We start from the raw sequence: 25,060 nt of genomic DNA on the forward strand, positions 1-25,060 counted from the left end.
GCAGCTATTACTCGGCACGCCCGGAGGCATCACGATCCCGCTCGTACCGCTTCGCGAGCGGAAACGGCGGTAACCAGGACTCACGCCGGATGGTCCAGCTTTCATAAGTCGGCATCAGTTGATCCGGCGCATCCAGCGTGCCCAGATGCACTTCGATTTCATCCGCGCTACGGGCGAACACCGACGACCCGCAACGCGGGCAGAAATGGCGCCCAGCATAGTCACGGGTTTCGCCCTCGATGCTCACCGCCTCCTGCGGGAACACCGCGGCTGCGTAGAAAAGGGCACCATGATGCTTGCGGCAGTCGAGACAGTGACACAGGCCGACCCGGTAGGGGCGCCCCGAAGCCAGAATCCGCACGTCGCCACACAAGCAACCGCCGGTGAATCGGTCCATGCTGCGTCTCCTCTGATCAGGCGATGCTTATGACGATAGCACCAGGCGCCTGATGCACTCGGCCTGCCAGATGGCATGAACTCACTTGGGCCGGTACATCTTGAAGCGTGCCTCGCGCCCCAGCTGGAAATAGTCCGCCGGCCCACCGCCGCGCAGGATCGGTTCCGCCGCCGCGGTGTCGTAGACGCCATCGACCAGCAGCAACTGGGCAATATGCACCGCCACCACTTCGCCAAGCACCAGCCAGCTCGGCACCGGCGTCTTGTCCGCGCCCTGCAGCTGGATGATCTGGGTCACCTTGCACTCGAACGACACCGGGCTTTCCAGCACCCGCGGCACGGCGACCAAGCTGGAGGGCACCGGCGTCAGCCCGCTCAGGGCAAACTCGTCCACCTCGGGCGCGACAGCGGCGCAGCTCTGGTTCATCGCCTCGGCCAGCGGCCGGGTTGCCAGGTTCCAGCAGAACTCGCCGGTCGCCTCGATGTTGTTCAGGCTGTCCTTGCGCCCCACGCTGGAAAAGCCAATGATCGGCGGCGTGTAGTTGAAGGCGTTGAAGAAGCTGTAGGGCGCCAGGTTCAACCGGCCTTCGGCATCCTGCGAGGAGATCCAGCCGATGGGCCGCGGGCCGACGATCGCATTGAACGGATCGTGGGGCAGCCCATGGCCCTGGCGGGGTTCGTAGTAGTACGTATCGCCGTGCATGCAGTGCTCCCGAAGCATCTCAACGTGACCGCAAGGAGATTCGCCACGCATATCGCGACGCCTTTGCGAAAGTGGAATCATCTACGCACGGTGCATGCATTGGCAACGCTCGTGGAGCCGCTCACCTGCGCCGCCACTGATGACCGGCGCAGGTAAGGACAGACTCTCAAGCAGGCTCAACCACCTTCAGGGAATCGGATTACCCAGACCCGGCTCGTTCGGATCGTCGAGGTCCGGCCTGCCAGGATCCTCAACATCCGGCCCGATGCCAGGCCCGCCACCTCCGTCGGGGTCCTGGATGTCCGGATTATCCGTGATGAAGTCCGGGTCAGGAGCATGCACAGGGTTCTGCTCCTGTCCTGGAACGGGTTGCTGGTCGTGGAGTCGGTCAAGCGGATCGATACTCATGATTCACCTCCGGTCGAGCCGAGAATGGCTCATCCTCTTTGAGGCGATTCATGGAGAATGGTGCGGCCCAACCACTAGGTCAGCACCGTCATCACGGCGCGCTGGTAGGCCGGGCGCTGTCGCAAGCGCTGGTACCAGACGTGAAGATGCGGCAACTCGGCACGCTCGATGGGCATTTCGAACCAGGCATAGGCGAAGCAACCGAGCGGGATATCGCCCATGCCGAGGCTCGCACCAGACAGATACGGTTGCTCGGTCAGGACACGATCGGCAATGGCCAGCAGCTGGCCGCATTCGGCCAGCGCCACCTCTACCGCGGCCATGTCGCGCTTTTCGGTCGCAGTACGCACCATGTTCCAGAACACCACCCGAAAGGGGGCTGCCAGGGACGAGGTCGTCCAGTCCATCCATTTGTCCGCCTCCGCACGCTGGCGCGGGTCGGGATTCCACAGTAACGGCTCGCCGTATTGTGCCGCCAGGTAGCGAACGATGGCGTTGGACTCCCAGAGCACCAGCTCGCCATCTTCCAGGCAGGGCACCAGGCGGTTCGGGTTCTTCGCGACGTAGGCCGGCTCGCCGACGATGCCGAAGACACCGCCCGCATCCACGCGGGTGTAGGAAACGTCAAGTTCCTCCAGGCACCAGAGCGCCTTCTTCACATTGGTCGAGTTGGCCCGGCCCCACAGCTTCAACATGCGATGTCTCCTGTCTGCTCGCGTCGAACATGAACCCTAGCCGCAGAGAGGCCACCCGTGCCACACCGAATTGACAGTCAAACCGCCCTACGCGCCGGAAACCGACTGGTTGCGACTTCTCGCCATCGCCAGTGCCACGACAGCAACGGCCAGCGGGACGAAGGAAACCCAGAGGACCGTATCCCAGCCATAGGCGCTCAGCAGGCCGCCCGACAGGAAGGAGCCGACGGCCATCAGACCGAATACGATGAAGTCGTTGAGCGACTGGACCCGTGTTTTTTCCTCGGGCCGATGACATTCCAGCACCAGGGCGGAGGCGCCCAGGAAACCGAAATTCCACCCCACGCCGAGCAGGATCAGCGCCAGCCAGAAGTGGGCGACATCGACACCCGCAAGCCCCACGGCGGCGGACAACCCTGTCAGCAGCAGGCCGAGGATGGCTATGCGTCCCGCTCCGAAGCGCGTGATCAGGCTGCCCGTGAAGAAGCTGGGGGCATACATCGCGATCACGTGCCACTGCAACCCCAGGTTGGACGACTCCTGGGAGTGGCCGTGCATGTGCATCGCCAGCGGCGCGGCGGTCATCAGGAAATTCATCAGCATGTAGGTGACGGCGCCACAAGTCGCCGCCGCGATGAAGCGCGGTTGCCGCAGGATTATCGGAAGCGCACGGCCACCGGCAACCTCCGCAGCCGTGGGCATGGGCAAACGGACGCCCAGCAGGACGACCGCCGAGGCGGCGGCGACCAACGCCTGCACCAGGAAGGTGGCAGCGAAGGGATAGGACTGCCACAGGTGCATGCTCCAGGTCACCAGCTGCGGGCCGATGACGCCAGCCGCCACCCCGCCGGCCATGACCAGCGACAAGGCCCGCGCACGTCGTTCAGGCGCGACACCATCGGTTGCCGCGAAGCGAAACGACAGGACAATGGCTGCATAGCCGCCGCAGAAGGTCGCCAGGCAGAAGAGCCAGAACCAGCCCATGATGACCGCAAGCATGGCCAGCAGACCGGCGAGCACACCGGCCAGGGTCCCGACCAGGAACGCCGCACGACGACCGTAATGCCGCGCCACGACGCCAGCGGGCAGAATGCAGGCGGCCATGCCGACCACGAAAATGGAGATCGGCAAGGTGGCCAGCACCGGTGTCGGAGCGAGCATGCTGCCGATGATCGCCCCGGTGGCATAGATGACCACCGCATTCGCACCAGACAGCGCCTGGGCGATTACCAGCCGCCAGAGATTCGCGCGCTGATCACGCTCGGAAATCCCGGCTGGACCAGCCACCGGCTGGGTCTTGTCATGTTGCATCTGCATGCTCTCTTCAGGTGAATGGGCAAGGTTTAAGGCATGCCCAGGTGCCGCCTCCAGCGAGGCGACCACGAGGGTGCGATCGTCCACTGGCACGTCCGTTTTTGAAAGTGTGTGCGGTAATGCGATCAGGCAACCAAGGGCCGTTCGCCGTTTCGTCCGTGGGCATGTCGGGCCTGTAACGCGCCCGATAAAAAGGTTTTCTTTAACGCACCCGGCGTTCTGGGCCAGAATTGTTCATTGCTGGCTGGCGAACCGACAAGCGAGATTAAATTGGGCCGGCTGAAAGAAAAACTTTCCCGGAATGAAGATGCCCATCCCCTTGAACGCATTGCGGGCCTTCGAGGCCAGCGCCCGTCATCAGAGCTTTTCGTCAGCGGCGGCGGAGCTCAACGTCACCCCCGCAGCTGTCGGCCAGCTCGTAAGAAGCCTTGAAGACCAGCTCGGGACGCCCCTGTTCATTCGGAACACGAGCGGTCGTAAAAGGCTGGTTCCTACCGAAGCGGCGCTACGCGCACTCCCTGAGATCCGGTCCGGCTTCGACAAGCTGCAGCTGGGGCTGGAGCGGCTCAAGGAAGATTCGACCGGCAACGTGCTGACCGTCACCGTCAGCCCCGCTTTCGCCGCCAAATGGCTATTACCGCGCTTCGAGCGATTCCATGAGCGATACCCCGATACCGATGTGCGCCTGGAAACCAGCCTGAAGCCGATCGACTTTCTTGCACGGCGGGTGGATGTCGGCGTGCGCTACGGCACCGGAAGCTGGCAAGGGGTAACGGCAGAAAAGCTGATGGATGAAGAAATCTATCCGGTATGCGCTCCAGAGCTTCTGCCATACCGAGCACAGGGTCATGACCTCCGGCATGTCACCCTGATACACGATCTTTCGATGGACGGGCATGCCGGTTTTCCTACCTGGGACAAATGGCTGGAGCAGGCCGGGATGAAGGACGTACCGGCTTCTCGCGGCATGAGGATCAATAACTCCGCAGCCGTCCTCCAGGCTGCGATCGAAGGGCACGGGGTCGCGCTCGCACGCAGCGCCATGGCAGGTGATGACCTGGCCGCTGGACGGCTGGTACGACTCTTTCCCGAAATCCGCTTCGTCTCCGAACTGGCCTACTACATCGTCTACCGCCCCGAGTGTGTCAGCCTGCCCAGGCTAGTCATGTTCAAGGAATGGCTGATGAGCGAGGCTGCCGGCCAATCCCGATCAGCGGGGTTGGCAGCGAGTCGTTAGTGAATTTTACCCGGCATTGATATCCACAGCCGCTAATACAGCACGGCCCGACGGGCGCGCTCGCATGCACTCAAGATAATTGCAAAGGCGTGGCCACGGATCGAGCCAACTAGCGGGTCTGGCGGTGGCGACCAGGTAGTCGAGCATCGGCGTTAACAGTGCATCAGCGACACTGTAGCGGTCGCCACAGATAAAAGAACGCTCACCCAACTGTTCGTCGAGTATGGCTAACGTGGCTTCAACTCGTGATTCCGCGCGGGCCAGTAGACTTGGGTCAACCGTCTTTGGCGGATTGGGTCCACCGACAAGCAGCAGATAGTTGCGTACGAGTCGCTCATCGACGGAGGTGGCCAGGGCGCTTGACCATTGATCTATTTCCGTTCGCGCGGCCAGATCAGGCGGTAAGTGTGTGCGCTCCGGAAACGCCGCATCCAGGTAGCGGCAGATGGCGCGAGTCTCGAATATGTGCCCGCCCGCATGAAACAGAACCGGCACTTTGCCAAACGGATGGTAAGCACGATGCACTTCGCTATGCCATTCGACCGGTTGCCCCTGCACTACCATGCCATAGGTGTAATCGAGGCCTTTTTCTTCACAGTAAAGGCGTACGCTGCGTACGAGGGTGCTAAAGCCGGGGCCGAAAATATGCAGACTCATATAAATGTCTCTGGTGGAGTGAGAGGGGGATTCTCCCGCCCATCACCCTATGTTCAAGAACATAAACCAAGGAACTCTTATGTCCTGGCCTTCCGACCAACGCGACAAGACTCGAATGAAAATCCTTGAAAGCGCTGCACGGCTTTTTGCTCTCTACGGTTTCGAGCAAGTCAGCATCGATGACCTGATGGCCGATGCAGGATTAACGCGAGGCGCTTTTTATCACCACTTCCAAACGAAAGCGGAAATCTATGCCGAAGCAATTCGATATGCTTTCAAGACTGGCAGCGCACGACTGGAGGAATTAGGCGCGAATGGACTGGGTACGCTGGTCGATGGTTATCTTCAGCTTGCCCACACGGAAGGCGAATCAATGCAGTGCCCGCTTGCCTTCATGGCAACGGACGTGACGCGGCGAGAACCCGCAGTTCGGCACGTTTACAGTACAGCGTTGCAGAGCTTTGTGAGGCGATTAGAGGCATCCCTTGAGGCCTCGTCAGCCGAGAATCGTCAGCGCGCGTTACAGATCGCTATCGCGCTAATCGGCGGTGTCGCATTGGCCCGGTCTATAGATGATCCGCAGTTCGCGGAGGAAATACTCGCCGCATGCCGATCAGACTGCCATGGCCTATTAGTTGCCGGATAACTGGTCAGGCAACTGTAGATCGGGTCACGCCTCACCGACCCGACGAGCGGACCGCCAGGCGCGGATCATCCGAAGTATTGCGCCTGCGCATCATCGGATTACGCCTTCGGCTAATGCGACCTACAAGTCGAGCTTATACACGCCCGAGCCGCATATTGATCGGCCAGACAATCGTCCGGCGAGTCCCGGCGTCGCCCCAGCTCTGCGCCAGGTCGCCGGCGTAGCGCTGCAGCAGGTCATCAAGCACAAGCAGCCGGCGCAGCCATCTCGGAAACGTCACGAAAACGCCGCACAGAACATCCCCCCGCAAACTCATCGTGGTGCGCGTCGCATTTCGTCGCAGGCATCGTTCACGATTGCTGCTTATCGTATCTAGGGGAAAGCCGCATGGATCGTCTCATCAAGGAAAACCTCGAATCTCTTCTGCAGGAGGCCTCGAACACCAAGCGTCTGGGGCGTCGAATTGTTTCCCTGGCCGGCTTTCTGAGCCCCGCTGAAGCACCTGAACATCTGCAGGAACAGCTGAACAATCTATCGCGCCTGCTGATTCAGCAGGATGCCTTCGATGCCTTGCTCGAACCTGCCACGCTGATGTCCAGGCTAGGGCAAACACATACGGCGGATGCTCACGCAATGCGGGCAATGCTTGCCAGCCTGGAGGAGGCTCGTAAACAAATCACTGCGCTGGAGGATATTAATTACGCCCAACTTATCAGTTGGCTTGTCAGGCTGGCCTCAGCCCGAAAGGTCATTCGCCTGAAGAACGCAGAGTGAGGCCACGACATGCCGTCATCCGAAAAGATAAACCCGCAGTTCTGGCCACGTCTGAGTGTCATGGACTTTTTATTGTTCACGGAATCCATGCAAACAGGTTTTTCGCCCGACTTTCCACAGCCCTGCCTGGGGGCGAGTGATCTGAACTTCGTCATCAGTGCACCGCAGGATTACCGCCCTCAGACGACTGGCGCGCTTGCCACGCTGTATTTTGACAATGCCGACTGTAGCCGCAGGCTGCCAGACAATGGCTATCAGGTGAAATGCCTTCACCCGCTTGATACACATCAATTCATGCAGTGGGCCGAGCAAGGCATCGGAATGATTCGTGATGTGCTGATGCACGTTGGCCTGGTCTGTATCGACTTGGTCAACCTGACTACATTTCTGGAGTCCTGTAGCAGCAAAAGGCTGACTCTGGAAATCATTCTCTATGAACCCGCCTTCGAGATTCCAAGGGAAAGACTCCGACATCTGAAATCCAGAAATATTTTCGCTGCGTTGTTTGCCGGCTCCGATATGTCGATGCAGATGTACGCTGAGCTCGGGCGGACACTGGAAGAACTCAACCCAACGTTGAACAACCTGCTGTTGACTGCCAACTGCCTGGGCAATCCCACTCCTACCCTGATGTTCTTGTCAGAACTCGAACCCTGAGCCACCTGTGCTAATTGCGACCAGCTTGCGACGTATTACGTCGCAAGCTGGCGTCATGCTATCCCCCTCTTCACTGGAGGACACAGCATGCCAAAGGTCAGTCGCAAATCAGGCCCTCATAGCCAGGACACGTGCCCGCTTACCCTGCATTGGATGTTCAAGCTGATCATCGATTGTGGCGGCCACCGCGAGCTCATCAGCCATGGATGCTTCAACGATGATGACATCGCCCGCGAGCTCGGTATCTATTGGCTGGAAGAGGACAACCTGAACGACGACGGGGAGGATGAAGACCTCATTCCTCACCGGCCTGGCCGGAAGCCGAGCTTCCGGAAGCAGGCCCTGCTGACGCTTCAGCAGGAGCGCAAACTGTTCAACAAGGCCTTTCCTTCTCCAGAGCTGCCAGACAACCTTTCGGAAAATCTGGAGAACCTCGCACAGTTGATGGGGCTGGATGAGTTTGAGCGGCAACTGATCGGCTTCTGTTCGCTGATGAATACCGACCCTCTGCTGGATGACTGTTGCAACACGCTGGGACATATCGGCTTCAATCGCCTGATTCGCGTGCTCAGCGAACTGTTGGATATTCCGCACAATGATCTGCGTTTGCGGCTTTCAGCCGAGGGTCGTCTGGTGCAGTCCGGGCTGCTTGTCACCAATCTGCGCAACGGTGCTCGCAATGATATGTCGGACCTGCTGTGCTTCAACAACAAGGACCTGCTGTTCTCCTTGCGCTACCACAAAGGCAGTGGCATCGGACTGTTCCAGAATGCCTTTCGCCCGGCTCCCGAAGGGCTGTTGAACGCCAGGGACTTTGCCCATCTCGACACCTCGCTGGGTATCGCTCGCCCCTACCTGCAACAGGCGCTTAAAGAGAAGAAGCCCGGCGTGAACATTCTGCTCTACGGCCCGCCAGGCACCGGCAAGAGCCAACTGACCCGCTTGCTTGCGGATGAACTGCACGCACAGCTCTACGAGATTGCCTGCGCCGATAGTGAGGGGAACCCGATCACTCGGCACGGACGCCTATGTGCCTTGAGGTCAGCGATGTGCGTGCTCGGCCAGCAACAATCGCTGCTGGTGCTGGACGAGATCGAAGACCTGTTCAGTGACGAACACCCATTTGTCCAGATGCTGGGCGGCCAGGAGCGGCAGAAAGGCTGGATCAACCGCATGCTGGAGGAAAATTCCATTCCATGCTTCTGGCTGACCAACAACATCAACGCCTTGGACAATGCCTATATCCGGCGCTTCGACCTTGTACTCAAGCTGGAAAACCCACCCCGACCTCAGCGTGAAGCGATTATCCGCAACGCCAGTGACAATCGGCTGTGCCAGCCGCTGATCGACAAGCTCGCCGACCATGATCAGATGATGCCAGCCATCATCACGCGGGCGATGAGCGTAGCGAACAGCCAGCCAAAAGGAACATCGACCGATCTGGAAACGACCGTCGAGCTCCTGGTCAACGCCACCCTGCAGGCTCAAGGCTTCGCCCGCCTGGGGCAGAGTCGCATGCAGACACTGCCTGAGTTCTACAACCCGAGCCTGGCCAATACCGACATCCCCCTCGACCAGCTTCTGACCGGGCTGCGGGATCATGACGATGCGCGTTTGTGCCTCTATGGCCCGCCTGGAACAGGCAAGACCGCTTTTGGCCACTGGCTGGCGAACCAGCTGGGCAAGCCGCTTCTCACTCGCAGAGCGTCCGATCTGATCTCGCCTTACGTCGGCATGACCGAACAGAACTTCGCCCGTGCCTTCGAACAGGCCAGCGATGATGATGCGGTGCTGCTGCTCGATGAAGTGGACAGTTACCTGCAGGACCGCCGCAAGGCGCGCCACGGCTGGGAGGTAACAGCCGTGAATGAAATGCTGACGCAGATGGAAAGCTATCGCGGCCTGTTCATTGCCTCCACCAATCTGATGGAAAACCTCGATGAAGCCTCGTTGAGGCGCTTCGACCTGAAGATCAGTTTCGGCTATCTCAACGCCGAGCAGATCACCAACCTGCTGCGCCAGTACCTGCGCCAAATGCGCCTGAAAAAACCAGACAGCCTCAAGCTCGCCCGATTGCTCAGACAACCCTGCCTCACTCCGGGTGATTTTGCCCTGGTCGCCCGCCGAGCGCGCTTCAACTCCTTCACCCATGCCAACCAGGTCGTGGATGCCCTGATGGCCGAAAGCCGCTTGAAAAGCGCCCACAACATGAGAGCCATTGGCTTTGCCGAGTGGTAGCGCGCGTGATGGTGCACTTGCCTGATAAACACCGCCCAAGCATGATGCCAATCCAACATCACTCGACAAGGACGCCCGCTGTGCCCTCAGCCACCAGTCGCAGCACCCTGGCCCGCCAATGGGAACTGCTCAAACTGCTGCCGCCCAAGGGTCCGGGAATCACGACCATAGAACTGCAAACCCTGCTCAGTGACGCAGGGCATGTAACCACTAAGCGCACCATTGAGCGCGACCTGGTGGAGCTTTCCAGGCTTTTCCCGTTGCAGTGCAACAACAAGGGAATGCCCTACGGCTGGCACTGGATGCCCGGTAAAAGCGCCGAACTCCCCGGCATCACCTTGGGTGAGGCGCTCACATTACGTCTGGTGGAAGACAGCATCCGCCCATTGATTCCCGCCTTCATGCTCAAGGCGCTTGAGCCGCGCTTTAACTTGGCCCGGCAAAAGCTGGAGGCCATGAGCGAAGAAAACCCTTCTGCCCGTTGGCTGGAAAAAGTGGCCAGTGTGCAGCCCGAATTGACGCAGATCCCGCCGGAAGTCAAAACCGACCTTCTGGAAACGATCCAGCAGGCACTGCTGAACGATCTTCAGCTCAGTTGCCGCTACTACTCGGCGCACAAGAAACAGTTCCACAATTTCACCCTTAACCCACTGGGCCTGGTGCAACGCGCGCATACCAGCTACCTGATCGCGACCGTCGAACCTTTCGATGACATACGCCAGTTCGTCGTGCATCGATTCGAAGAAGCAGAAATATTGAACACTCCTTGCGAAAAGCCTGAGGGCTTCGATTTGCAAGCTTATATCTCCAGCGGCGCCATGCAGTTCGGTACCCATAAAAAGATTCAGTTTGAAGCTTGGGTAAGCGAAGGGTTAGCACGCCTTCTACAAGAAACGCCGATATCGAACGATATGCTGCTGATCCCTGCGGAAGGGGGATCAAGATTGGCAGCGACTGTTAATGACAGTTGGGAATTGAAGTGGTGGATTCTTTCCCATGCGGGGTCGATTCGGGTTGAGCAGCCGGAGTACTTGAGGGAGGAAATTACCGAGCGGCTACAGCAAGGCCTGAATCTGCAAACTGAACTTTAAAAAACATCCACAGGACAATACGCGCAACATCAACAACTAAAAACAAAACAGCAATAACACTTAACCACAAAGAGAGATATTTTAGATGAGCAGAAGAAAACATCAAAGTACTAGGCGCGCCATTCTTGTCCTAGAGTCTCCCTGGGCTTTGGACAAGTCTGACTGTTACCGAGCAAGCGTACTGCCCTTCGTAGAAGGTATCGCCAAGCTGGCTGAAGAAACAGATGTTTACCACGCAAACTTCTATGACAAAAAAAGTTTCAAACAAGCACTCGAAAGTCTTTGCACAGTCAAATTCTCCAACGCCATTGTATATGTAGCAGCACATGGTGACCCCAAGAGCGTCGGGGGCGTACCCATCGCAAATGTACTATTCGAAATAGGGGACGCAGCAGCAAAGAATGGGATTACCGGAGTAATGCTGGGAACCTGCTTTACCGGTGGAAACGCCACTCTCACCGAAGTATTCATGGAAGGCACTGGAATTCGCTGGGCCGCAGGATACTCTTCCTCATGTAATTGGCTCCAAGGAACCATGATCGACTGCTCGGTCATATCCAGCATGCTCGACCTAGATGACTTTTCTAAACGAGAGAAAATTATAGAATCCCTCTCTTACGCTATCAGCCCTTTCTCCGAGAGCTACGAAATAGGTACTGATATCAATGAGGAATATCCTATTCAACTGAGAGACTCATTGGAGTTTGTTGTACAGCCAACAGGATCGGGAAACAGGGCAAAACAATCCACAGACGAGATTTTTGAGCACTGTGAAGATTGGCGCACGGCCACGGAAGAAGAGTATTCCTGAGGGTCTGAACGCTGACAGTGTCGGGTAAAGACGCTCAATCGAAGCGCTACACGACGACCGAAGAATCCATGGTCGTCGTGTTCCCCTTAACGTTTCTTCGCCGGCTTCGCCCCACCCAGGCTCGGCACCTTGCGGATCGGTTTGGCGTTGGGCTTTTCGCTTTCGTCGAACCAGTTGCCCAGGTGAACCTTGCCCTTGGCGGCACCTTCCTTGGGCTTCTTGGGTTTTTTCGGCTTCTTGATGATCTGCCCGCCGAGGGTGGTGGTCGGCACCCGATGGTCGGGCACGAAGCCCAGCTCGTCGTGGCGCGGCAGCACCTGCTGGATCAGGGTTTCGATGGCGGCGAGCTGATCGACCTCGTCGGCGCTGACCAGCGAGATCGCCTCCCCGCTGGCGCCGGCGCGACCGGTGCGACCGATGCGGTGTACGTAATCTTCGGCGACGATGGGCAGGTCGAAGTTGACCACCTGCGGCAGGTCATGGATATCCAGACCGCGCGCCGCCACGTCGGTGGCGACCAGCACCTGTACTTCGCCAGCCTTGAAGCGTTCCAGTGCGCGCAAACGGCTCGCTTGTGGCCGGTCGCCATGAATCGCCTCGCTGGCAATGCCCTGGGCCTGGAGTTCTTCGGCCAGTTGATCGACACCCTTGCGGGTCTTGACGAACACCAGCACCTGGCCCCAGCGCTTTTCCGCCAGCAGGTGCAGGAACAGCTCGCTCTTGCGCTTCTTGTCCACCGGCACCAGCCACTGCTTGACGGTTTTGGCGGCGGCGTTGCGCGGGCTGACCTCGATGGTCAGCGGGTCGCGCAGCAGCTCACGCGCCATCTGCCGGATGGCATCGGAGAAGGTCGCGGAGAACAGCAATGTCTGGCGCCTGCGCGGCAGTGCACAGAACAGATCGTCCAGTTCCTGGGAGAACCCGAGGTCAAGCATGCGGTCGGCCTCGTCCAGCACCAGCGCCTGCACCTGCTCGAACTTCACCGCGTTCTGCCGGTACAGGTCGAGCAGCCGACCGGGTGTCGCCACCAGCACGTCGATGCCTTTGCGCAACGCCATCATCTGCGGGTTGATGCTGACGCCGCCGTATACCGCGTAGGTGCGCAGCGGCAGGTTCTGCCCGTAGGTGCGGAAGCTTTCATGGACCTGCTCGGCCAGCTCGCGGGTCGGCACCAGCACCAGGGCGCGCACCGAGTTGCTGGCGACCTTGGCGCCTTCCTGGGTCAGCCGCTGCAGCAGCGGCAGGGCGAAACCGGCGGTCTTGCCGGTGCCGGTCTGCGCGGCAGCCATCAGGTCGCGGCCCTTGAGCACGGCGGGAATCGCCTTGGCCTGGACCGGCGTCGGCGTGGTGTAGTCGAGCGCTTCGAGCGTGCGCAGCAAGGGATCGATCAGGCCCAGGGAGGCGAAGGTCATGGCGAAAACCGGCAGGGGAAACGAGGGCGCAAGTTTACGCGCAAAACAGCTTGGAAGCAGGGCGACCTGCGGGTTTGTAGCGGATACCTGTCATGCTTTTTCTTCGGGCTTCACCTCCGTTCGTCGGGTTGGTGAAGCGTAACCCGGCCTACAAGCTAGTAGATCAGGTAAACGACGGAAGCGCCTTCGACGATTCCATCCTACGAGACCGCAGACCGTAGCCTGGATTAGCCGAAGGCGTAATCCGGGTTTCCGAAGGCGTAATCCGACGAGCAAAGTGCCGGTCTGCAGTGCTGTCCCGGCTTCTATGATTTCAGCAGCAGCTTGCCCTCGATGGGCACATAACGGCTGGCGGCGCGGATCAGCGATTGCGCCGTCAGCCCCGGTACGCCGTAGGCGGTGGCTTCGGCGCTGCCGGCACGTACACGGTCGAGCAGCAGATCGAAATCCCCGTCGCCGGAGGCCAGCACGACTTCATCAACGCGCGCGGAAGCATCCAGCACGTCGATGGTAATACCTACGTCCCAGTCGCCCTTGGCCGAGCCGTCGCTGCGCTGGATATAGGGCTTGAGCTTCACGGTGAAACCGAGGTTGCGCAGGATTTGCTGGAACTGCTGCTGTTTGGGATCACCACGCTCGATGGCATAGGCATAAGCCTCGACTATTTCTCCGCGCGCGCTGACCTCGGCCCACAAGGCCGCATAGTTGAAGTGGCAACCGTGTGCCTGACGCACCGTGTAGTAGAGGTTCTGCACATCGGCAAACAGGGCGATCTTTTTCACGCGGCAACCTGAGTTGAGGAAAGCCGCCAGTATGGATGGCAAAAATGCGCCTGTCCTGCATCGCTCTTGTTAGAGTATGCGGCTGATTTTCAAGACAGCTATCGACGTGAACGTTTTTACCATCCTGCGCGACGCCTGGTTCTTCTACTCCCGTAACCTGCCCAGCATCGTGCGCCTCTGTCTGCCGCTGATCGTGCTGGAAAGCGTTGCCCGTCTGATGATCGAGCACTGGTTGGGCAAGAATGCGCTGCCCGCGCAGGAATTGTTGACAGGCATCCTGTTCTACCCGCTGTACGTCGGCGCGCTGATTCTGTTTCTCGACGCCCGCAGCCTCGGCCATGATCCCGGCGTGCGCGAGGTATGGGCGCGGGCGCTGCCGCTGTGGCCGGCGCTGGCGGTACTCGCCGCACTGGGCACGCTGCTGATCGTGCTCGGCGCCTCGCTGTTCGTGCTGCCGGCGCTTTGGGTGATGGTGAAGATCGCCTTTGCCGAATACCTGCTGGTGCTGCGCGGGCTGACGCCGCTGGAAGCGCTCAAACAAAGTTTCCTGCTGACGCGCGGGTATTTCCTGCTGATCCTCGGCTGCATGCTTGCCGTGCTGCTGCCGGTGTGGCTGCTGGAAGTCTGGCTGGCCATGCAGTTCTGGGGCGACAGCACACCGCCCGCCGGGCTGGCGATTCTTGTCGATGGCTGCGTCGGGCTGGTGCAATTGCTGGCTACGGTGGTGGTATTTCGCTGCTATATGCTCTGCGGCGAGCCGGCTATCAGCCAGGATGGACAGGGTTAACCAGCAAGTTGCGATCGGTCGGCTAGGCTATTTTATTTCCGCGAGGACATTGCCATGGCCGACCAGAACCCCAGCATCCTTTCCCACGTCTCCCTCGGCAGCAACCGTTTCGACGAGGCCGCGGCCTTCTACGACGCGGTGCTCGCCACGCTTGGTTGCACGCGCATCCTGTCCCACCCCGGCGCGCAAGCCTGGGGCCGTGAATACCCGGAGTTCTGGCTGCAGACGCCCATCGATGGCCAACCGGCCAGCGTCGGCAACGGTACGCACGTGGGCTTCTTCGCTGCGGACAAGGCATCGGTCGATGCCTTTCACCACGCCGCATTGAATGCCGGCGCAGCGAACGAAGGCGCACCCGGCCCCCGCGAGGAATACGGTGCGCCTTACTACGGCTGTTTCGTCCGCGACCTGGACGGCCACAAGATCGAAGCCGCCTATTGGGACCTGGCGTTGATACAGGAGCTCTACGGCAGCGCCGAAGCCGGCAGCTAACTGGCGTCCTGCGACATCCGACTGCCGGCCAGTCGCGGTAGCAGCAGATGCTCGAACAGGCGCGGAAAGCAACGCGCCACCAGCCGCGCACGCCAGTCCAGGTTGGACAACACCAGCAGTTGCCGGCGCTTCAGCGCACCCTGGAAGATCGACTCGGCCACATCCTGCGGCGACGCCACGCGGCCCACGGCCAGCGCCGGCTGCGGCGCGGTGGAGCCATCGCCGATCAGCACGTTCTTGCGCAGGTCGGTGGCCGTGTAGCCGGGGCATACCAGCATCACGTTGACACCCGTGCCGTCCAGCTCGCCACGCAGGGTTTCGAACAGGCCGTGCAGTGCGTGCTTGCTGGCGTTGTAGGCGGCGCGGTCGGGCACCGGCGCGTACTGCGAGAGCGAGCTGAGCACGATGACCTGCCCGCCACGCGCCGTCAGGCTTGGTAGAGCAGCCTGGGTGCAGTGCAACGCGCCATAGAAATTCACCGCCATGATCCGCTCGAACACCTTCAGGCTGGTGTCAACGACGCGGCTGCGGTGGGTGATGCCGGCGTTGTTGACCAGCACGTCGATGCCGCCGAAACGCTCCACCACCAGGGCAATGGCCTGCTGCACCGCCGCTGCATCCGACACGTCACAGCACAGGCCCAGCGCCTCGGCGTTGTGCCGATCGGCCAGATGCTGCACCAGGCCGTCAAGGGCGTTCTGCTCCAGATCGAAGATCACCAGCCGTGCCCCGGCCTGGGCCATGCGCTCGGCCAGGGCACGACCGATGCCCGCGCAGCCACCCGTGATCAGCACGACCTTGCGGTCGAACACCTTGCTGGCAAATACCTTGCGTCGCATGCACCACCCCCGCGCCATGGCACCCAACCAAACAGCGGGCGCTCTTTTTCTTCAAGCATAGACAGCCGCGCGCCGCGACGCCTCACTGCCCGCGCGGCTTGGCTCTCGCAGTGGGTTCGGCGATCAGCGGGTCATCCGGCCAGTAGTGCTTGGGATAGCGCCCCTTCAGGTCCTTCTTCACCTCGGTATAGGTGTTGGCCCAGAAGCTCGCCAGATCCTGCGTTACCTGCACCGGCCTGCGCGCCGGCGACAGCAGGTGCAGCTTGACGATCTGCCGTTTGCCAGCGATGCGCGGCGTATCGGCCAGGCCGAACAGCTCTTGCAGACGCACTGCCAGCACGGGCGGCTGCTCGCTGTAATCCAGACGAATACGCGAGCCGGACGGCACCACGATGGCGGTCGGCGCCAGCTCTTCCAGGCGCTGCGGCAGCGGCCAGGGCAGCAGCGTGGCGAGCATCGCACGTAGATCCAGTTGGGCGAAGTGCGCCAGCCGCGAAACCTTGCCGATATAGGGCAACAGCCAGTCCTCCAGCCGTTCCAGCAACGCCGCGTCGCTGACATCCGGCCACTCGCTGACGTCGCCGTGATCACTATCGAGCTGCCGCAACAGGGCGATGCGCGCCTGCCACTGGCGCAGCTCGGGCGTCCAGGGCAGCAACTCCAATCCCTTGCTCCGCACCAGGCCGAGCAGCGCCTGGCCGCGTGCGGCCTCGTCGAGCCCCGGCAGCGGTTCGCGGCTCAGGACCAGCTCGCCGACCCGGCGCTGGCGCTCGGCGCGCAGCACGCCTTCGCGCTCGTCCCATTCAAGCTCGTCATGCTGGCTGACCTGCCCGGCCAGCACGCCCTCGAACAGCGCCGGGGCCAGCGCCACCGCGCGGTAGATACGTTCTTCACGCCGCCCCTGCTGGCTGCCGAGTTCGGCGATCACCAGCCAGGGCTCCTTCATCAGCGCATCCACCCCGCCGAACTGCGCCGCCCGTCCGTTGGCCAGGCGGTATTCGCTGCCCCCTTCGCGGCGCTGACGCGCCACCCGGTCGGGATAGGCGAAGGCCAGCAGCGCGGCGAGGGCGTGTGATTCGTCCAGTGCCGTCTTGGCCATGTTCGACCGCTCGCGCAGCAGGCTGCGAAACTGCCGCGCCAGTTGTCGCACCCGCTGCACGCCACTGCCACGACCGCTCGCCAGTTGCTGCAGGCGCAGGCTCAGATCGGCCCCGGCGTCGCGCAGAATGTCGCGCTCGGCCAGCAGTGCGGCGACGTCCGCCGCCAACGCTGCGACGCCCAGCGCCTGACCGCGCAGCAGCATATGCGCCAGACGCGGATGGGTCGGCAACTCAGCCATCGCCTGGCCCTGAGCGGTCAGCTGCCAGCCACCCTGCGCGTTGCGCCGCAGCGCACCGAGCCGTTCCAGCAGCCTCTGCGCCTGGGCATAGGCGGCAGCCGGAGGGCTGTCGAGCCAGGCCAGTTCGTCCGGCTCGACGCCCCAGCGCGCCAGCTGCAGGGCGACGCCGGCCAGATCGGCCTGGAGGATTTCCGCCACGCCGTAGGCGCTCAGCTGGCCGTGCTGCTCTTCCGACCACAACCGATAACAGACGCCCGGCTCCAGCCGCCCGGCCCGACCGGCGCGCTGGGTGGCCGAAGCGCGGGAAATGCGCCGGGTGTCCAGGCGCGTCATGCCGCTGCCGGGGTCGAAGCGCGGCATCCGCGCCAGGCCGGCATCCACCACCACCCGCACACCTTCGATGGTCAGGCTGGTTTCGGCAATATTGGTGGCCAGAACCACCTTGCGTTTGCCGGGCGCCGCCGGGTCGATGGCGGAACGCTGGGCAGCCAGTTCCAGCTCACCATGCAAAGGGCAGAGCAGGATATCCGCGCGACCGCCCAGCTGTTCGGCCAGCGCTTCATTGACCCGGCGGATTTCCGCCTGCCCCGGCAGAAACACCAGCAGGCTGCCGCTCTCTTCGTCCAGCGCCTGCAGCACCGTCTGCACCACACGCGGCTCGATGCGCTCCCCGGCCTGCCACGGCCTGCCCCAGCGCAGCGCCACCGGATACATGCGCCCCTCGCTGCGCACCACAGGTGCATCGCCGAGCAGCACCGACAGCCGATCACCCTCCAGGGTCGCCGACATCAGCAGCACCTTGAGCGGTTCATCGCGTAGCAGGATGCGGGCATTGAGGGTCAACGCCAGGGTCAGGTCGGCATCCAGGCTGCGCTCGTGGTACTCATCGAAAATCACCAGGCCGACGCCCTCCAGCGCCGGATCATCCTGCAGCCGGCGCGCGAGAATGCCTTCGGTGACCACTTCGATGCGCGTCTTCGGCCCGACCTTGCTGTCCAGGCGGATGCGGTAGCCGACCGTTTCGCCAACGTTTTCACCCAGCTCGCTGGCCAGCCGTTCGGCAGCGGCGCGGGCGGCCAGCCGGCGCGGTTCGAGCATGATGATCGACTGTCCGCCCAGCCAGGGCTCATCGAGCAAGGCCAGCGGCACACGGGTGGTCTTGCCGGCGCCGGGCGGCGCCTCCAGCACGGCCTCGTCACGGGCTTGCAGGGCCTGGCGCAGCGCCGGCAGGGCTTCGTCGATGGGAAGGGGGATCATGGCGTACTCCGCATTCAGGCGGCGGATTGTAAGGCAGCGGCGCTTTCGTAGGGCTGATTAGCCACCGGCGTGATCAGACGCTTGCCAGGCGAAACTATCGCTTCGACTTGTCTCTTGCAGCCTGCTGCTTTTCATCCGTCCCTTGTATAGTTGCGGCAATTTTCCCGGAGGTCCTTATGCGTACTCGTTCCCGTGTCATCGGCGGCGTGCTGGCCGTCTCCCTGTTCACCCAACTGAGCGCCTGCGGCACGCTGTTCTACCCGGATCGGCGTGGGCAGATAGATGGCAAGATCGACCCTGCGATTGCCGTGCTCAACGCCGTCGGCCTGCTGTTCTACGTGATCCCCGGCCTGATCGCCTTTGGCATCGACTTCGCCACCGGCGCGATCTATTTCCCCGATGACCAGTTCTCGATAGCGCCGGAAAAACTCCAGGACGCCATTGGCGCCGACGGCCAGATCGACCCGCTGCGCCTGAAGGCCATCATCGAAGCGGAAACCGGTCGCAGTCTGCCGCTGGACGACCCGCGCCTGATCCAGCACAGCGGCAGCCTGGAACAGCTTGCCGCCTTCGGCCTGCGCCCGGCAGCCTGACCGCCCCCCATGGGCATCAATTCCGAGCACGCCCGCCTGCTGCGCCGCGCCACCCGTGCGGCGCTGGCCACCGCGATACTGCTGGCGCTGAGCAAGGCGGTGGCCTGGTGGCTGAGCGGTTCGGTGAGCCTGCTGGCGGGCCTGACCGACTCACTGCTCGATGGCGCCGCCTCGCTGCTCAACCTGCTGGCGGTGCACTACTCGCTGCGCCCCGCCGACGAGGATCACCGCTACGGTCACGGCAAGGCCGAGGCACTGGCGGGGCTTGGCCAGGCGGCGTTCATCTGTGTCAGTGCAATTCTGGTCGGCGTACAGGGCGTCGATCGCCTGCTGCATCCCGAGCCGCTGGGCGCGCAGGCACTGGGCATCGCGGTGATGCTGTTCTCGCTGGTGATGACGGCGCTGCTGCTGCGCTACCAGCGGTACGTGGTGAAAGTGACCAACTCCACGGCCATCCGCGCCGATTCGCTGCATTACCGCTCCGATCTGCTGCTCAACACCAGCATCCTGCTGGCGCTGGTGCTCGCCGGCTTCGGCTGGGAACGTCTCGACGCGCTGTTCGGCATTGCCATCGCTTTCTACATCCTCTGGAGTGCAATGAGCATCGTCCGCGAAGCCGGCGCGGTGCTGATGGATACCGAGCTGTCCCCGGAGATCACCGAGCACATGCAGCAACTGGTACGCGAAGTACCCGGTGTGCATGGCTGCCACGATTTCCGTACGCGCATTTCCGGCACGCGCTGGTTCGTCCAGCTGCATCTGGAGCTGCCGGGCGAACTGCCGCTGTCGCAGGCGCACGACCTGTGCGTGGCGGTCGAACATGCCATTCATGACCGATACCCCAATGCCGAGGTGCTGGTGCATGCCGACCCGTTGGAGGTCGCGCCACAGCGAGGCTGAATGCCGGCTCAGGCAATACCGGTGTCACGCACGATCCTCCCATCCACCAGCTCGATACTGCGCCGGCAGTTGGCCGACAGGCGTGGATCGTGAGTCACCACCAGCACCGCGCAGCCGAATTCGCGGTTGATCTCGCGGAACAGCTCGAAGACCTGTTCCGCCGTGCGGGTATCCAGGTTGCCGGTGGGCTCGTCGGCCAGCAGCAGCGCCGGGCGGGTCACCAGGGCGCGAGCGATGGCCACGCGCTGTTGCTGGCCACCGGACAGTTGGCCGGCGCGTTTGCCGGCGAAACCTTCCAACCCCACCTGGGCCAGCAGTCGCTCGGCCAGGCGCACGTCCTCGGCGCCCGGCTTGCCGTGGCGGATCATCAGGGGCATCAATACGTTGTCGAGCACGCTGAAGGCGGAGATCAAGTGATGAAACTGGAACACGAAGCCGATGGCCTCGTTGCGCAGGCGGGTGCGGGCTTCGTCGCCTAGGCTACGGGTCGGCTGGCCTTGCAGGTACAGCTCGCCGGCGCTGGGCGAGTCCAGCAGACCGATGACGTTCAAGAGGGTGCTCTTGCCCGAGCCGCTGGGGCCGATCAGCGCGGCCAGCTCTCCGCGCGACAGGCACATGTCGATGCCGCGCAACACCTCCTGTTCCTGCGGTGTGCCGGGGTTGTAGACCTTGCGCAGCCCTTCCAGGCGCAGCACATCATGCGAATCAGACATAACGGATAGCCACCGCCGGATCGTAGCGGGCCGCGCGCCGCGCCGGCGCCACCGCCGCCAAGACACCGGTGAGGGTCGCCACGCCCATCGCCGAGAGCACCAGCCCGGTGGGCACCTGGACGAAGAACAGTCCCGGCCCCATCAGGTTGAACACCATTACCAGTCCCCACCCCACCAGCCCGCCGAGAGCCGAGCCGGCCAGACCCAGCAGCCCACCCTGCAGCAGAAACACGCGCATCACCTGCCGACGCGGGCTGCCCATGGCGCGCAGGATGCCGATCTCGCGGGTGCGCTGCACCACGCTGACAGCCAGCACGCTGGCAATACCAAAGGCCACGGAAAGCCCGACGAATACCCGGATCATCTCGGTGGTCATGCTTTGCGAGCGCAGCGCGTTGAGCAGCTGGCCGTTGGTGGCCATCCAGCTTTCCGCCTGCATGCCGGTGAGGCGCGCCAGACGCTCGGCGATGCCATCGGCGGCGAAGATGTCATCGACGGTGAGGTCGATCTGGGTGACCCCGCCGGGCAGATCGAGGAGGATCTGTGCTTGGCGCAGGTCGAGATAGACATAGCGTGCGTCCAGCTCGCGCACCCCCAGCTCGAAGATGCCGGCCACCCGCATGACCCGCTCGCGTCCCTGACCGCCGTCCAGGCGCAGCTTGTCGCCGATACCCAGCCCCAGGTCCCTGGCCAGCTCGTTGCCGATGGCCACCTGGTCGCCCTCGACCACGAAGCGCCCGGACACGAGATCACGGGCCACCGGCACGATGCGCAGGTAGCGCTCCGGCTCGATGCCCATCAGCGCCACCGAGGCCCGCGCCAGACCGCTACGGGCGATGGCCGGGCCGCTGGCCAGCGGTGACACCGCCTGCACCTGCGGCTGGCCATCGAACAGGTCACGCAGCGCCTGCCAGTTGCTCAGCGAGCGCAGGCGCTGGGCACGCGGGCTGTGCAGCACCAGGGCGACGGCGTTGTCCGGCGCCGGCAGCACGCGGTTCACCTCATCGGGCATCTCGATCTTCAGGTGCGCCTGGGTGCCCAGAGTGCGCTCGATGACGTTGGCCTGCAGGCCGGTGATCAGCGCGGTGATAAAGACGATCACCGCCGAGCCGACGGCGATGCCGACCATGATCAGCAGGGTCTGCAGGCGGTTGTCGAGGAGGAACGCCAGGGCGATCTTCCATTCGAGCCAGAGCGCATCCAGCCAGCGCATGAGCTATTCCGCGCCCGGCAATGGCAGCACCTTGAAGCGCACCCTCTGGCCGGGTTCGGCGGCGACATTCAGCACCCGCTCGCCCGCCGCCAGGCCCTCGCGCACTTGGCTCAGGCCATCGCTGCGCAGACCCAGGCGCACCGGGACCCGTTCCACCGTATCGTCGGCGACCAGGCGCAGCACCTGGGCCTGGCCGCCATCACGGGCCAGCAGGGCATCGTTGCCGATAACCAGCGCGCGCTCCAGTCGCGCGGTCTCGATGTTTACCGAGACGCTCATGCCCTGACGGAGGAAATCCGCCTCGTCGAGCAGCTCCAGATGCACATCCAGGGTCCCCTGGGCCGGGTTGACCGCCGGCGCCAGGTAGCTGACCCGCGCCTTGAGCACGCGCTCGGGCCAGGCGTCTGGAATCACCCAGGCCGGCTGGCCGAGGCCGACCGCGCCAAGGTTCTTTTCATCCAGCGGCAGGAGGATCTCGCGGCTGTCATCGCGGGCGATTTCCAACAGCACATCGCCGGGGCGTACCAGATCGCCGGGCTCGACGTTACGGGTCTGCACGGTGCCGGCATGCGCGGCATGAATGCGTGTACGCGCCAGAGCGACCTGCGCCTGGATCAGGCGCTGACGCAATTGCTGCTCCTCGCTACCGCTCTCGGCCAGCGCATCACGTTGCAGGCGCGCACGGTCACGGCTGACGCGGGCGCTGGTTTCCGTCTGGCGCGCCTGCTCCAGCGCCTCGGCGGAGAGCAGCCCGCGCGCCTGGAGGGATTCGCGTCGTTCGCGCTCGCGGCTGGCCTGTTGCAGCCGGCTCTGCGCATCGCGCAGTTGCGCCTCGGCCTGTGGCCGGCTGGAGTCGAGCAACTGACGCAGCGCGGCCTCGGCTTCGCGCAGCCGGGCCTGCTGTTCGTCATCGTACAGCTCGATCAGCAGATCGGTTGCGGCGACGCGCTCGCCCTCGCGCACATGGCGCGTCTTGACCACCCCGGTGAGTTCACTGCCGATGCGTGCCAGGGATTTGCTGGAGACCTCGCCACTGGCCACTACGCGTTGCACCAGCGGGCGCTCTTCGAGCTGGTAGCCAGTCAGCAACGGCCCCTGCCAGGGTCGCCAGAGCCAGAGCAGCAACGCCAGCAGAAACAGGGCAAGCAACAGCCGCAGCAGCGTTCTGAAGGCAATCGGCACGAGACAACCACTCCTGAATCCGGCACGACAGGCACCGATCAGCGGCTAGCCTACACAGCGGCCAGCGGGATTGCACGGCTGCGCGCACCGCGCCTTTCAGGCCCCGTAAAAACGAAAAAGGCCATGCGTGAACATGGCCTTTTCTCGTCTGGCTGGCTGCGGGTAGCGGCTTCTTCGAACAGACACCTTGTGAGCGCTGCGGCCCCGGATCGCTGAGCTGGGTAAGGTCAGCGATGAGGTAGAGACGGGTTGGTCTCATCTCTTGCTGCCGGGAGCGGAAGTTGAGGTAAAGCTTACGCATGCCAGCTGAAAAATGTTTGCTAACATTGCCCAAATACCGCAGAGTTGCGCAACAAAAACAATGAAACACAAAATTATCAGCAACTCACGAGCAACAGACCTCAAACATGAGCAAACTTGACCGCTATGACCTGCGCATTCTGGCCGAACTGCAGCACGACGCACGCATTTCCAACCAGGAACTGGCCGAGCGCATCGGCTTGTCGCCTTCACCCTGCTCGCGGCGGGTCAAGCAGCTCGAGGACGACGGCTATATCGCGCGCCAAGTAGCCCTGCTTGACCGCAAGCAACTCGGCCTGACCCTGACCGCCTATGTGCTGATCGGCATGGACCGGCATACACCCGAGCGTTTCGAGCATTTCGAAGAGGTGATCGGCAAGTGCCCCGAGGTGCTCGAATGCAGCCTGGTCACCGGAATGGACGCCGATTACCAGCTCAAGGTGGTGGTGCCGGACATGGATCACTACCAGGCCTTCCTGCTCGGCACCCTCACGCGTATCGAGGGCGTTTCCAGCGTGCGCTCCAGCTTCGTGCTGCGCCAGGTCTCCTCCAGCACCGAACTGCCGCTGGGGCATCTGCGCAGCTGAGACCCATTGCCGCTGCGCGAATCGTGGCGGCGATACTGGCGTATACTCGCTGCCGCCTTGCTATGCCCCGCGCGCGCCCTTCAACAAGAGCGACTCGCTCGCCTCACTATGTTTCCCGCCGCTGCCATAGCTGTTGTCGTCTGAATTTCTGATTTAGCCATGCGGAGAATTCAATGGATCCAGCTGTTTTTGAAAAATGGATGATGATCATCCTGGTCGGCGGACTGATGGCCTTCATGGCCTTCATCATCTGGGACCTGGCGAAAAAGTCGAAAGCCGGTCGTCTCGGTACGGCCATCCTCTTCCTGGGGCTGGGTCTGTGCCTGTTCGCCTTCCTGGCCAAGCCGATCATTGGCTATGTCATCGAAGTGACGCAGGGCATTCCGCACTGACTCCAGCATGGGGCCGACGCCTCATGGATTCGCCGGCACTTCCCGCCACTCCCCCGGCTGCAGCCCCTCCAGCGTCCAGTCGCCGATACGCACCCGCACCAGCCGTAGCGTCGGCAGCCCGACCGCGGCGGTCATGCGCCTGACCTGGCGATTGCGCCCCTCGCGAATCACCAGTTCCAGCCAACTGGTGGGCACACTCTTGCGAAAGCGCACCGGCGGGTTGCGCGGCCACAGCTCGGGCTCGGCCAGCAATCTGGCTTCGGCGGGCAGAGTGATTCCGTCGTTGAGTTCGACGCCCTCGCGCAGACGCTGCAACTGTTCCTCGCGCGCCTCGCCTTCCACCTGCACCCAGTAGGTCTTGGCCAGTTTGTGCTTCGGATCGGCAATGCGCGCCTGCAGCTGGCCGTCGTTGGTCAGCAGCAACAGGCCTTCGCTGTCGCGGTCCAGCCGTCCCGCCGGATAGACGCCCGGCACCGGCACAAAGGCTTTCAGGGTCGTGCGGCCATCGGCGTCGTTGAACTGGGTCAGCACGTCGAAGGGCTTGTTCAGCAGCAACAGACGCGGTTCGGCAGGCGCAGCGCTGGCCTGCCGGCGCTGTGGCCGCGCGCCTGGACGGGATGGGCGAAAACGGGGTGGACGGGCCAT

Annotated in this window: 28 protein-coding genes; 13 read left to right on the forward strand and 15 right to left on the reverse strand. The window is 62.5% G+C overall.

Annotation, left to right across the window (positions count from 1 at the left end):
* Positions 1-7: 7 nt before the first annotated feature.
* The 5 genes from ACYCFC_RS13420 to ACYCFC_RS13440 form a co-directional block, all read right to left on the reverse strand.
* Entirely contained in the window at positions 8-397 is a 390-nt protein-coding gene (locus tag ACYCFC_RS13420; protein WP_181082969.1) for a GFA family protein, read from the reverse strand.
* 81 nt (positions 398-478) lie between these two features.
* Entirely contained in the window at positions 479-1,099 is a 621-nt protein-coding gene (locus ACYCFC_RS13425; protein ID WP_459651893.1) for a flavin reductase family protein, read from the reverse strand.
* A 186-nt stretch (positions 1,100-1,285) separates the two neighbouring features.
* Positions 1,286-1,507 carry a hypothetical protein gene (locus ACYCFC_RS13430; protein WP_181082967.1) on the reverse strand — a complete coding sequence of 74 codons (222 nt, stop codon included), beginning with the start codon at positions 1,505-1,507 and terminating at the stop codon, positions 1,286-1,288.
* Positions 1,508-1,581: 74 nt separating this feature from the next.
* Positions 1,582-2,202, reverse strand: coding sequence for a glutathione S-transferase family protein (locus tag ACYCFC_RS13435; protein WP_459651894.1), 621 nt, complete (start codon positions 2,200-2,202; stop codon positions 1,582-1,584).
* A gap of 87 nt (positions 2,203-2,289) precedes the next feature.
* Positions 2,290-3,519, reverse strand: a complete 1,230-nt coding sequence (locus tag ACYCFC_RS13440; protein WP_459651895.1) for an MFS transporter — start codon at positions 3,517-3,519, stop codon at positions 2,290-2,292.
* Positions 3,520-3,823: 304 nt separating this feature from the next.
* Between ACYCFC_RS13440 and gcvA the strand changes: the two genes are divergently transcribed.
* Positions 3,824-4,753, forward strand: coding sequence for a transcriptional regulator GcvA (gene gcvA / locus ACYCFC_RS13445; protein ID WP_459651896.1), 930 nt, complete (start codon positions 3,824-3,826; stop codon positions 4,751-4,753).
* A 6-nt stretch (positions 4,754-4,759) separates the two neighbouring features.
* On the opposite strand, the gene ACYCFC_RS13450 is transcribed toward gcvA, so the two are convergent.
* Entirely contained in the window at positions 4,760-5,410 is a 651-nt protein-coding gene (locus ACYCFC_RS13450; protein ID WP_459651897.1) for a glutathione S-transferase family protein, read from the reverse strand.
* Positions 5,411-5,489: 79 nt separating this feature from the next.
* On the opposite strand from ACYCFC_RS13450, the gene ACYCFC_RS13455 reads away from it, so the two are divergent.
* Positions 5,490-6,056: a TetR/AcrR family transcriptional regulator gene (locus ACYCFC_RS13455; RefSeq protein ID WP_459651898.1), complete on the forward strand. Its 567-nt coding sequence runs from the start codon at positions 5,490-5,492 to the stop codon at positions 6,054-6,056.
* Between the two features lie 133 nt (positions 6,057-6,189).
* Here the strand turns inward: ACYCFC_RS13455 and ACYCFC_RS13460 are convergent, their stop codons facing one another.
* Positions 6,190-6,336, reverse strand: a complete 147-nt coding sequence (locus ACYCFC_RS13460; protein ID WP_459651899.1) for a hypothetical protein — start codon at positions 6,334-6,336, stop codon at positions 6,190-6,192.
* Between the two features lie 107 nt (positions 6,337-6,443).
* Between ACYCFC_RS13460 and ACYCFC_RS13465 the strand changes: the two genes are divergently transcribed.
* The 5 genes from ACYCFC_RS13465 to ACYCFC_RS13485 all read left to right on the forward strand — a co-directional run bounded on the left by ACYCFC_RS13465 (position 6,444) and on the right by ACYCFC_RS13485 (position 11,627).
* Positions 6,444-6,830 (forward strand): hypothetical protein, encoded by a 387-nt coding sequence (locus ACYCFC_RS13465; RefSeq protein ID WP_459651900.1) that lies wholly within the window; start codon positions 6,444-6,446, stop codon positions 6,828-6,830.
* A gap of 9 nt (positions 6,831-6,839) precedes the next feature.
* Positions 6,840-7,487 (forward strand): hypothetical protein, encoded by a 648-nt coding sequence (locus tag ACYCFC_RS13470; RefSeq protein ID WP_459651901.1) that lies wholly within the window; start codon positions 6,840-6,842, stop codon positions 7,485-7,487.
* Between the two features lie 87 nt (positions 7,488-7,574).
* Positions 7,575-9,725 carry an AAA family ATPase gene (locus ACYCFC_RS13475; protein ID WP_459651902.1) on the forward strand — a complete coding sequence of 717 codons (2,151 nt, stop codon included), beginning with the start codon at positions 7,575-7,577 and terminating at the stop codon, positions 9,723-9,725.
* 80 nt (positions 9,726-9,805) lie between these two features.
* Positions 9,806-10,816: a helix-turn-helix transcriptional regulator gene (locus tag ACYCFC_RS13480; RefSeq protein WP_459651903.1), complete on the forward strand. Its 1,011-nt coding sequence runs from the start codon at positions 9,806-9,808 to the stop codon at positions 10,814-10,816.
* An 85-nt stretch (positions 10,817-10,901) separates the two neighbouring features.
* Positions 10,902-11,627 carry a hypothetical protein gene (locus ACYCFC_RS13485; RefSeq protein WP_459651904.1) on the forward strand — a complete coding sequence of 242 codons (726 nt, stop codon included), beginning with the start codon at positions 10,902-10,904 and terminating at the stop codon, positions 11,625-11,627.
* Positions 11,628-11,713: 86 nt separating this feature from the next.
* On the opposite strand, the gene ACYCFC_RS13490 is transcribed toward ACYCFC_RS13485, so the two are convergent.
* Both ACYCFC_RS13490 and ACYCFC_RS13495 read right to left on the reverse strand, forming a co-directional pair.
* Positions 11,714-13,039, reverse strand: coding sequence for a DEAD/DEAH box helicase (locus ACYCFC_RS13490; RefSeq protein WP_459651905.1), 1,326 nt, complete (start codon positions 13,037-13,039; stop codon positions 11,714-11,716).
* Positions 13,040-13,344: 305 nt separating this feature from the next.
* A complete protein-coding gene (locus tag ACYCFC_RS13495) occupies positions 13,345-13,821 on the reverse strand; it encodes a LabA-like NYN domain-containing protein (protein ID WP_459651906.1) in 477 nt (158 codons plus the stop codon).
* 106 nt (positions 13,822-13,927) lie between these two features.
* On the opposite strand from ACYCFC_RS13495, the gene ACYCFC_RS13500 reads away from it, so the two are divergent.
* Positions 13,928-14,608 (forward strand): YciC family protein, encoded by a 681-nt coding sequence (locus ACYCFC_RS13500; protein WP_459651907.1) that lies wholly within the window; start codon positions 13,928-13,930, stop codon positions 14,606-14,608.
* 54 nt (positions 14,609-14,662) lie between these two features.
* Positions 14,663-15,100: a VOC family protein gene (locus ACYCFC_RS13505; RefSeq protein WP_181082959.1), complete on the forward strand. Its 438-nt coding sequence runs from the start codon at positions 14,663-14,665 to the stop codon at positions 15,098-15,100.
* Here ACYCFC_RS13505 and ACYCFC_RS13510 read toward each other — a convergent pair.
* Together ACYCFC_RS13510 and hrpB are read right to left on the reverse strand one after the other, a co-directional pair.
* Positions 15,097-15,939, reverse strand: a complete 843-nt coding sequence (locus ACYCFC_RS13510) for an SDR family oxidoreductase (protein WP_181082958.1) — start codon at positions 15,937-15,939, stop codon at positions 15,097-15,099. The two genes, ACYCFC_RS13505 and ACYCFC_RS13510, sit on opposite strands and share 4 nt — an antisense overlap.
* 82 nt (positions 15,940-16,021) lie before the next feature.
* Entirely contained in the window at positions 16,022-18,535 is a 2,514-nt protein-coding gene (gene hrpB / locus ACYCFC_RS13515) for an ATP-dependent helicase HrpB (RefSeq protein ID WP_459651908.1), read from the reverse strand.
* 176 nt (positions 18,536-18,711) lie between these two features.
* Here hrpB and ACYCFC_RS13520 point away from each other — a divergent pair, with 176 nt between their 5' ends.
* Together ACYCFC_RS13520 and ACYCFC_RS13525 are read left to right on the forward strand one after the other, a co-directional pair.
* Positions 18,712-19,128 (forward strand): polyribonucleotide nucleotidyltransferase, encoded by a 417-nt coding sequence (locus ACYCFC_RS13520; protein WP_459651909.1) that lies wholly within the window; start codon positions 18,712-18,714, stop codon positions 19,126-19,128.
* Between the two features lie 9 nt (positions 19,129-19,137).
* On the forward strand, positions 19,138-20,028 hold the full coding sequence (locus tag ACYCFC_RS13525) for a cation diffusion facilitator family transporter (RefSeq protein ID WP_459651910.1): 891 nt from the start codon (positions 19,138-19,140) through the stop codon (positions 20,026-20,028).
* Between the two features lie 8 nt (positions 20,029-20,036).
* On the opposite strand, the gene ACYCFC_RS13530 is transcribed toward ACYCFC_RS13525, so the two are convergent.
* The 3 genes from ACYCFC_RS13530 to ACYCFC_RS13540 are packed head-to-tail and all read right to left on the reverse strand — an operon-like array spanning position 20,037 to position 23,136.
* Positions 20,037-20,741 carry an ABC transporter ATP-binding protein gene (locus ACYCFC_RS13530; protein ID WP_459651911.1) on the reverse strand — a complete coding sequence of 235 codons (705 nt, stop codon included), beginning with the start codon at positions 20,739-20,741 and terminating at the stop codon, positions 20,037-20,039.
* Complete coding sequence (locus ACYCFC_RS13535) at positions 20,734-21,954, reverse strand: ABC transporter permease (RefSeq protein ID WP_459651912.1); 1,221 nt, start codon at positions 21,952-21,954, stop codon at positions 20,734-20,736. The genes ACYCFC_RS13530 and ACYCFC_RS13535 overlap by 8 nt, the downstream gene beginning before the upstream one ends.
* Before the next feature lie 3 nt (positions 21,955-21,957).
* On the reverse strand, positions 21,958-23,136 hold the full coding sequence (locus ACYCFC_RS13540) for an efflux RND transporter periplasmic adaptor subunit (RefSeq protein WP_459651913.1): 1,179 nt from the start codon (positions 23,134-23,136) through the stop codon (positions 21,958-21,960).
* A 407-nt stretch (positions 23,137-23,543) separates the two neighbouring features.
* On the opposite strand from ACYCFC_RS13540, the gene ACYCFC_RS13545 reads away from it, so the two are divergent.
* Both ACYCFC_RS13545 and ACYCFC_RS13550 read left to right on the forward strand, forming a co-directional pair.
* The gene (locus tag ACYCFC_RS13545; protein ID WP_181082944.1) at positions 23,544-24,023 is read left to right on the forward strand and encodes an Lrp/AsnC family transcriptional regulator; all 480 of its coding nucleotides are present in this window, start codon (positions 23,544-23,546) and stop codon (positions 24,021-24,023) included.
* Between the two features lie 173 nt (positions 24,024-24,196).
* Positions 24,197-24,415 (forward strand): DUF2788 domain-containing protein, encoded by a 219-nt coding sequence (locus tag ACYCFC_RS13550; RefSeq protein WP_181082943.1) that lies wholly within the window; start codon positions 24,197-24,199, stop codon positions 24,413-24,415.
* A gap of 21 nt (positions 24,416-24,436) precedes the next feature.
* Here the strand turns inward: ACYCFC_RS13550 and ACYCFC_RS13555 are convergent, their stop codons facing one another.
* Complete coding sequence (locus ACYCFC_RS13555; RefSeq protein ID WP_459651914.1) at positions 24,437-25,060, reverse strand: pseudouridine synthase; 624 nt, start codon at positions 25,058-25,060, stop codon at positions 24,437-24,439.

The sequence above is a fragment of the Stutzerimonas sp. NM35 genome (genome assembly GCF_054604355.1).

Coding starts and splice junctions, on each gene's coding strand:
- ACYCFC_RS13420 (WP_181082969.1), bottom strand. CDS start 397: ATGGACCGATTCACCGGCGGTTGCTTGTGTGGCGACGTGCGGATTCTG.
- ACYCFC_RS13425 (WP_459651893.1), bottom strand. CDS start 1,099: ATGCACGGCGATACGTACTACTACGAACCCCGCCAGGGCCATGGGCTG.
- ACYCFC_RS13430 (WP_181082967.1), bottom strand. CDS start 1,507: ATGAGTATCGATCCGCTTGACCGACTCCACGACCAGCAACCCGTTCCA.
- ACYCFC_RS13435 (WP_459651894.1), bottom strand. CDS start 2,202: ATGTTGAAGCTGTGGGGCCGGGCCAACTCGACCAATGTGAAGAAGGCG.
- ACYCFC_RS13440 (WP_459651895.1), bottom strand. CDS start 3,519: ATGCAGATGCAACATGACAAGACCCAGCCGGTGGCTGGTCCAGCCGGG.
- gcvA (WP_459651896.1), top strand. CDS start 3,824: ATGCCCATCCCCTTGAACGCATTGCGGGCCTTCGAGGCCAGCGCCCGT.
- ACYCFC_RS13450 (WP_459651897.1), bottom strand. CDS start 5,410: ATGAGTCTGCATATTTTCGGCCCCGGCTTTAGCACCCTCGTACGCAGC.
- ACYCFC_RS13455 (WP_459651898.1), top strand. CDS start 5,490: ATGTCCTGGCCTTCCGACCAACGCGACAAGACTCGAATGAAAATCCTT.
- ACYCFC_RS13465 (WP_459651900.1), top strand. CDS start 6,444: ATGGATCGTCTCATCAAGGAAAACCTCGAATCTCTTCTGCAGGAGGCC.
- ACYCFC_RS13470 (WP_459651901.1), top strand. CDS start 6,840: ATGCCGTCATCCGAAAAGATAAACCCGCAGTTCTGGCCACGTCTGAGT.
- ACYCFC_RS13475 (WP_459651902.1), top strand. CDS start 7,575: ATGCCAAAGGTCAGTCGCAAATCAGGCCCTCATAGCCAGGACACGTGC.
- ACYCFC_RS13485 (WP_459651904.1), top strand. CDS start 10,902: ATGAGCAGAAGAAAACATCAAAGTACTAGGCGCGCCATTCTTGTCCTA.
- ACYCFC_RS13490 (WP_459651905.1), bottom strand. CDS start 13,039: ATGACCTTCGCCTCCCTGGGCCTGATCGATCCCTTGCTGCGCACGCTC.
- ACYCFC_RS13505 (WP_181082959.1), top strand. CDS start 14,663: ATGGCCGACCAGAACCCCAGCATCCTTTCCCACGTCTCCCTCGGCAGC.
- ACYCFC_RS13510 (WP_181082958.1), bottom strand. CDS start 15,939: ATGCGACGCAAGGTATTTGCCAGCAAGGTGTTCGACCGCAAGGTCGTG.
- hrpB (WP_459651908.1), bottom strand. CDS start 18,535: ATGATCCCCCTTCCCATCGACGAAGCCCTGCCGGCGCTGCGCCAGGCC.
- ACYCFC_RS13520 (WP_459651909.1), top strand. CDS start 18,712: ATGCGTACTCGTTCCCGTGTCATCGGCGGCGTGCTGGCCGTCTCCCTG.
- ACYCFC_RS13525 (WP_459651910.1), top strand. CDS start 19,138: ATGGGCATCAATTCCGAGCACGCCCGCCTGCTGCGCCGCGCCACCCGT.
- ACYCFC_RS13530 (WP_459651911.1), bottom strand. CDS start 20,741: ATGTCTGATTCGCATGATGTGCTGCGCCTGGAAGGGCTGCGCAAGGTC.
- ACYCFC_RS13535 (WP_459651912.1), bottom strand. CDS start 21,954: ATGCGCTGGCTGGATGCGCTCTGGCTCGAATGGAAGATCGCCCTGGCG.
- ACYCFC_RS13545 (WP_181082944.1), top strand. CDS start 23,544: ATGAGCAAACTTGACCGCTATGACCTGCGCATTCTGGCCGAACTGCAG.
- ACYCFC_RS13550 (WP_181082943.1), top strand. CDS start 24,197: ATGGATCCAGCTGTTTTTGAAAAATGGATGATGATCATCCTGGTCGGC.
- ACYCFC_RS13555 (WP_459651914.1), bottom strand. CDS start 25,060: ATGGCCCGTCCACCCCGTTTTCGCCCATCCCGTCCAGGCGCGCGGCCA.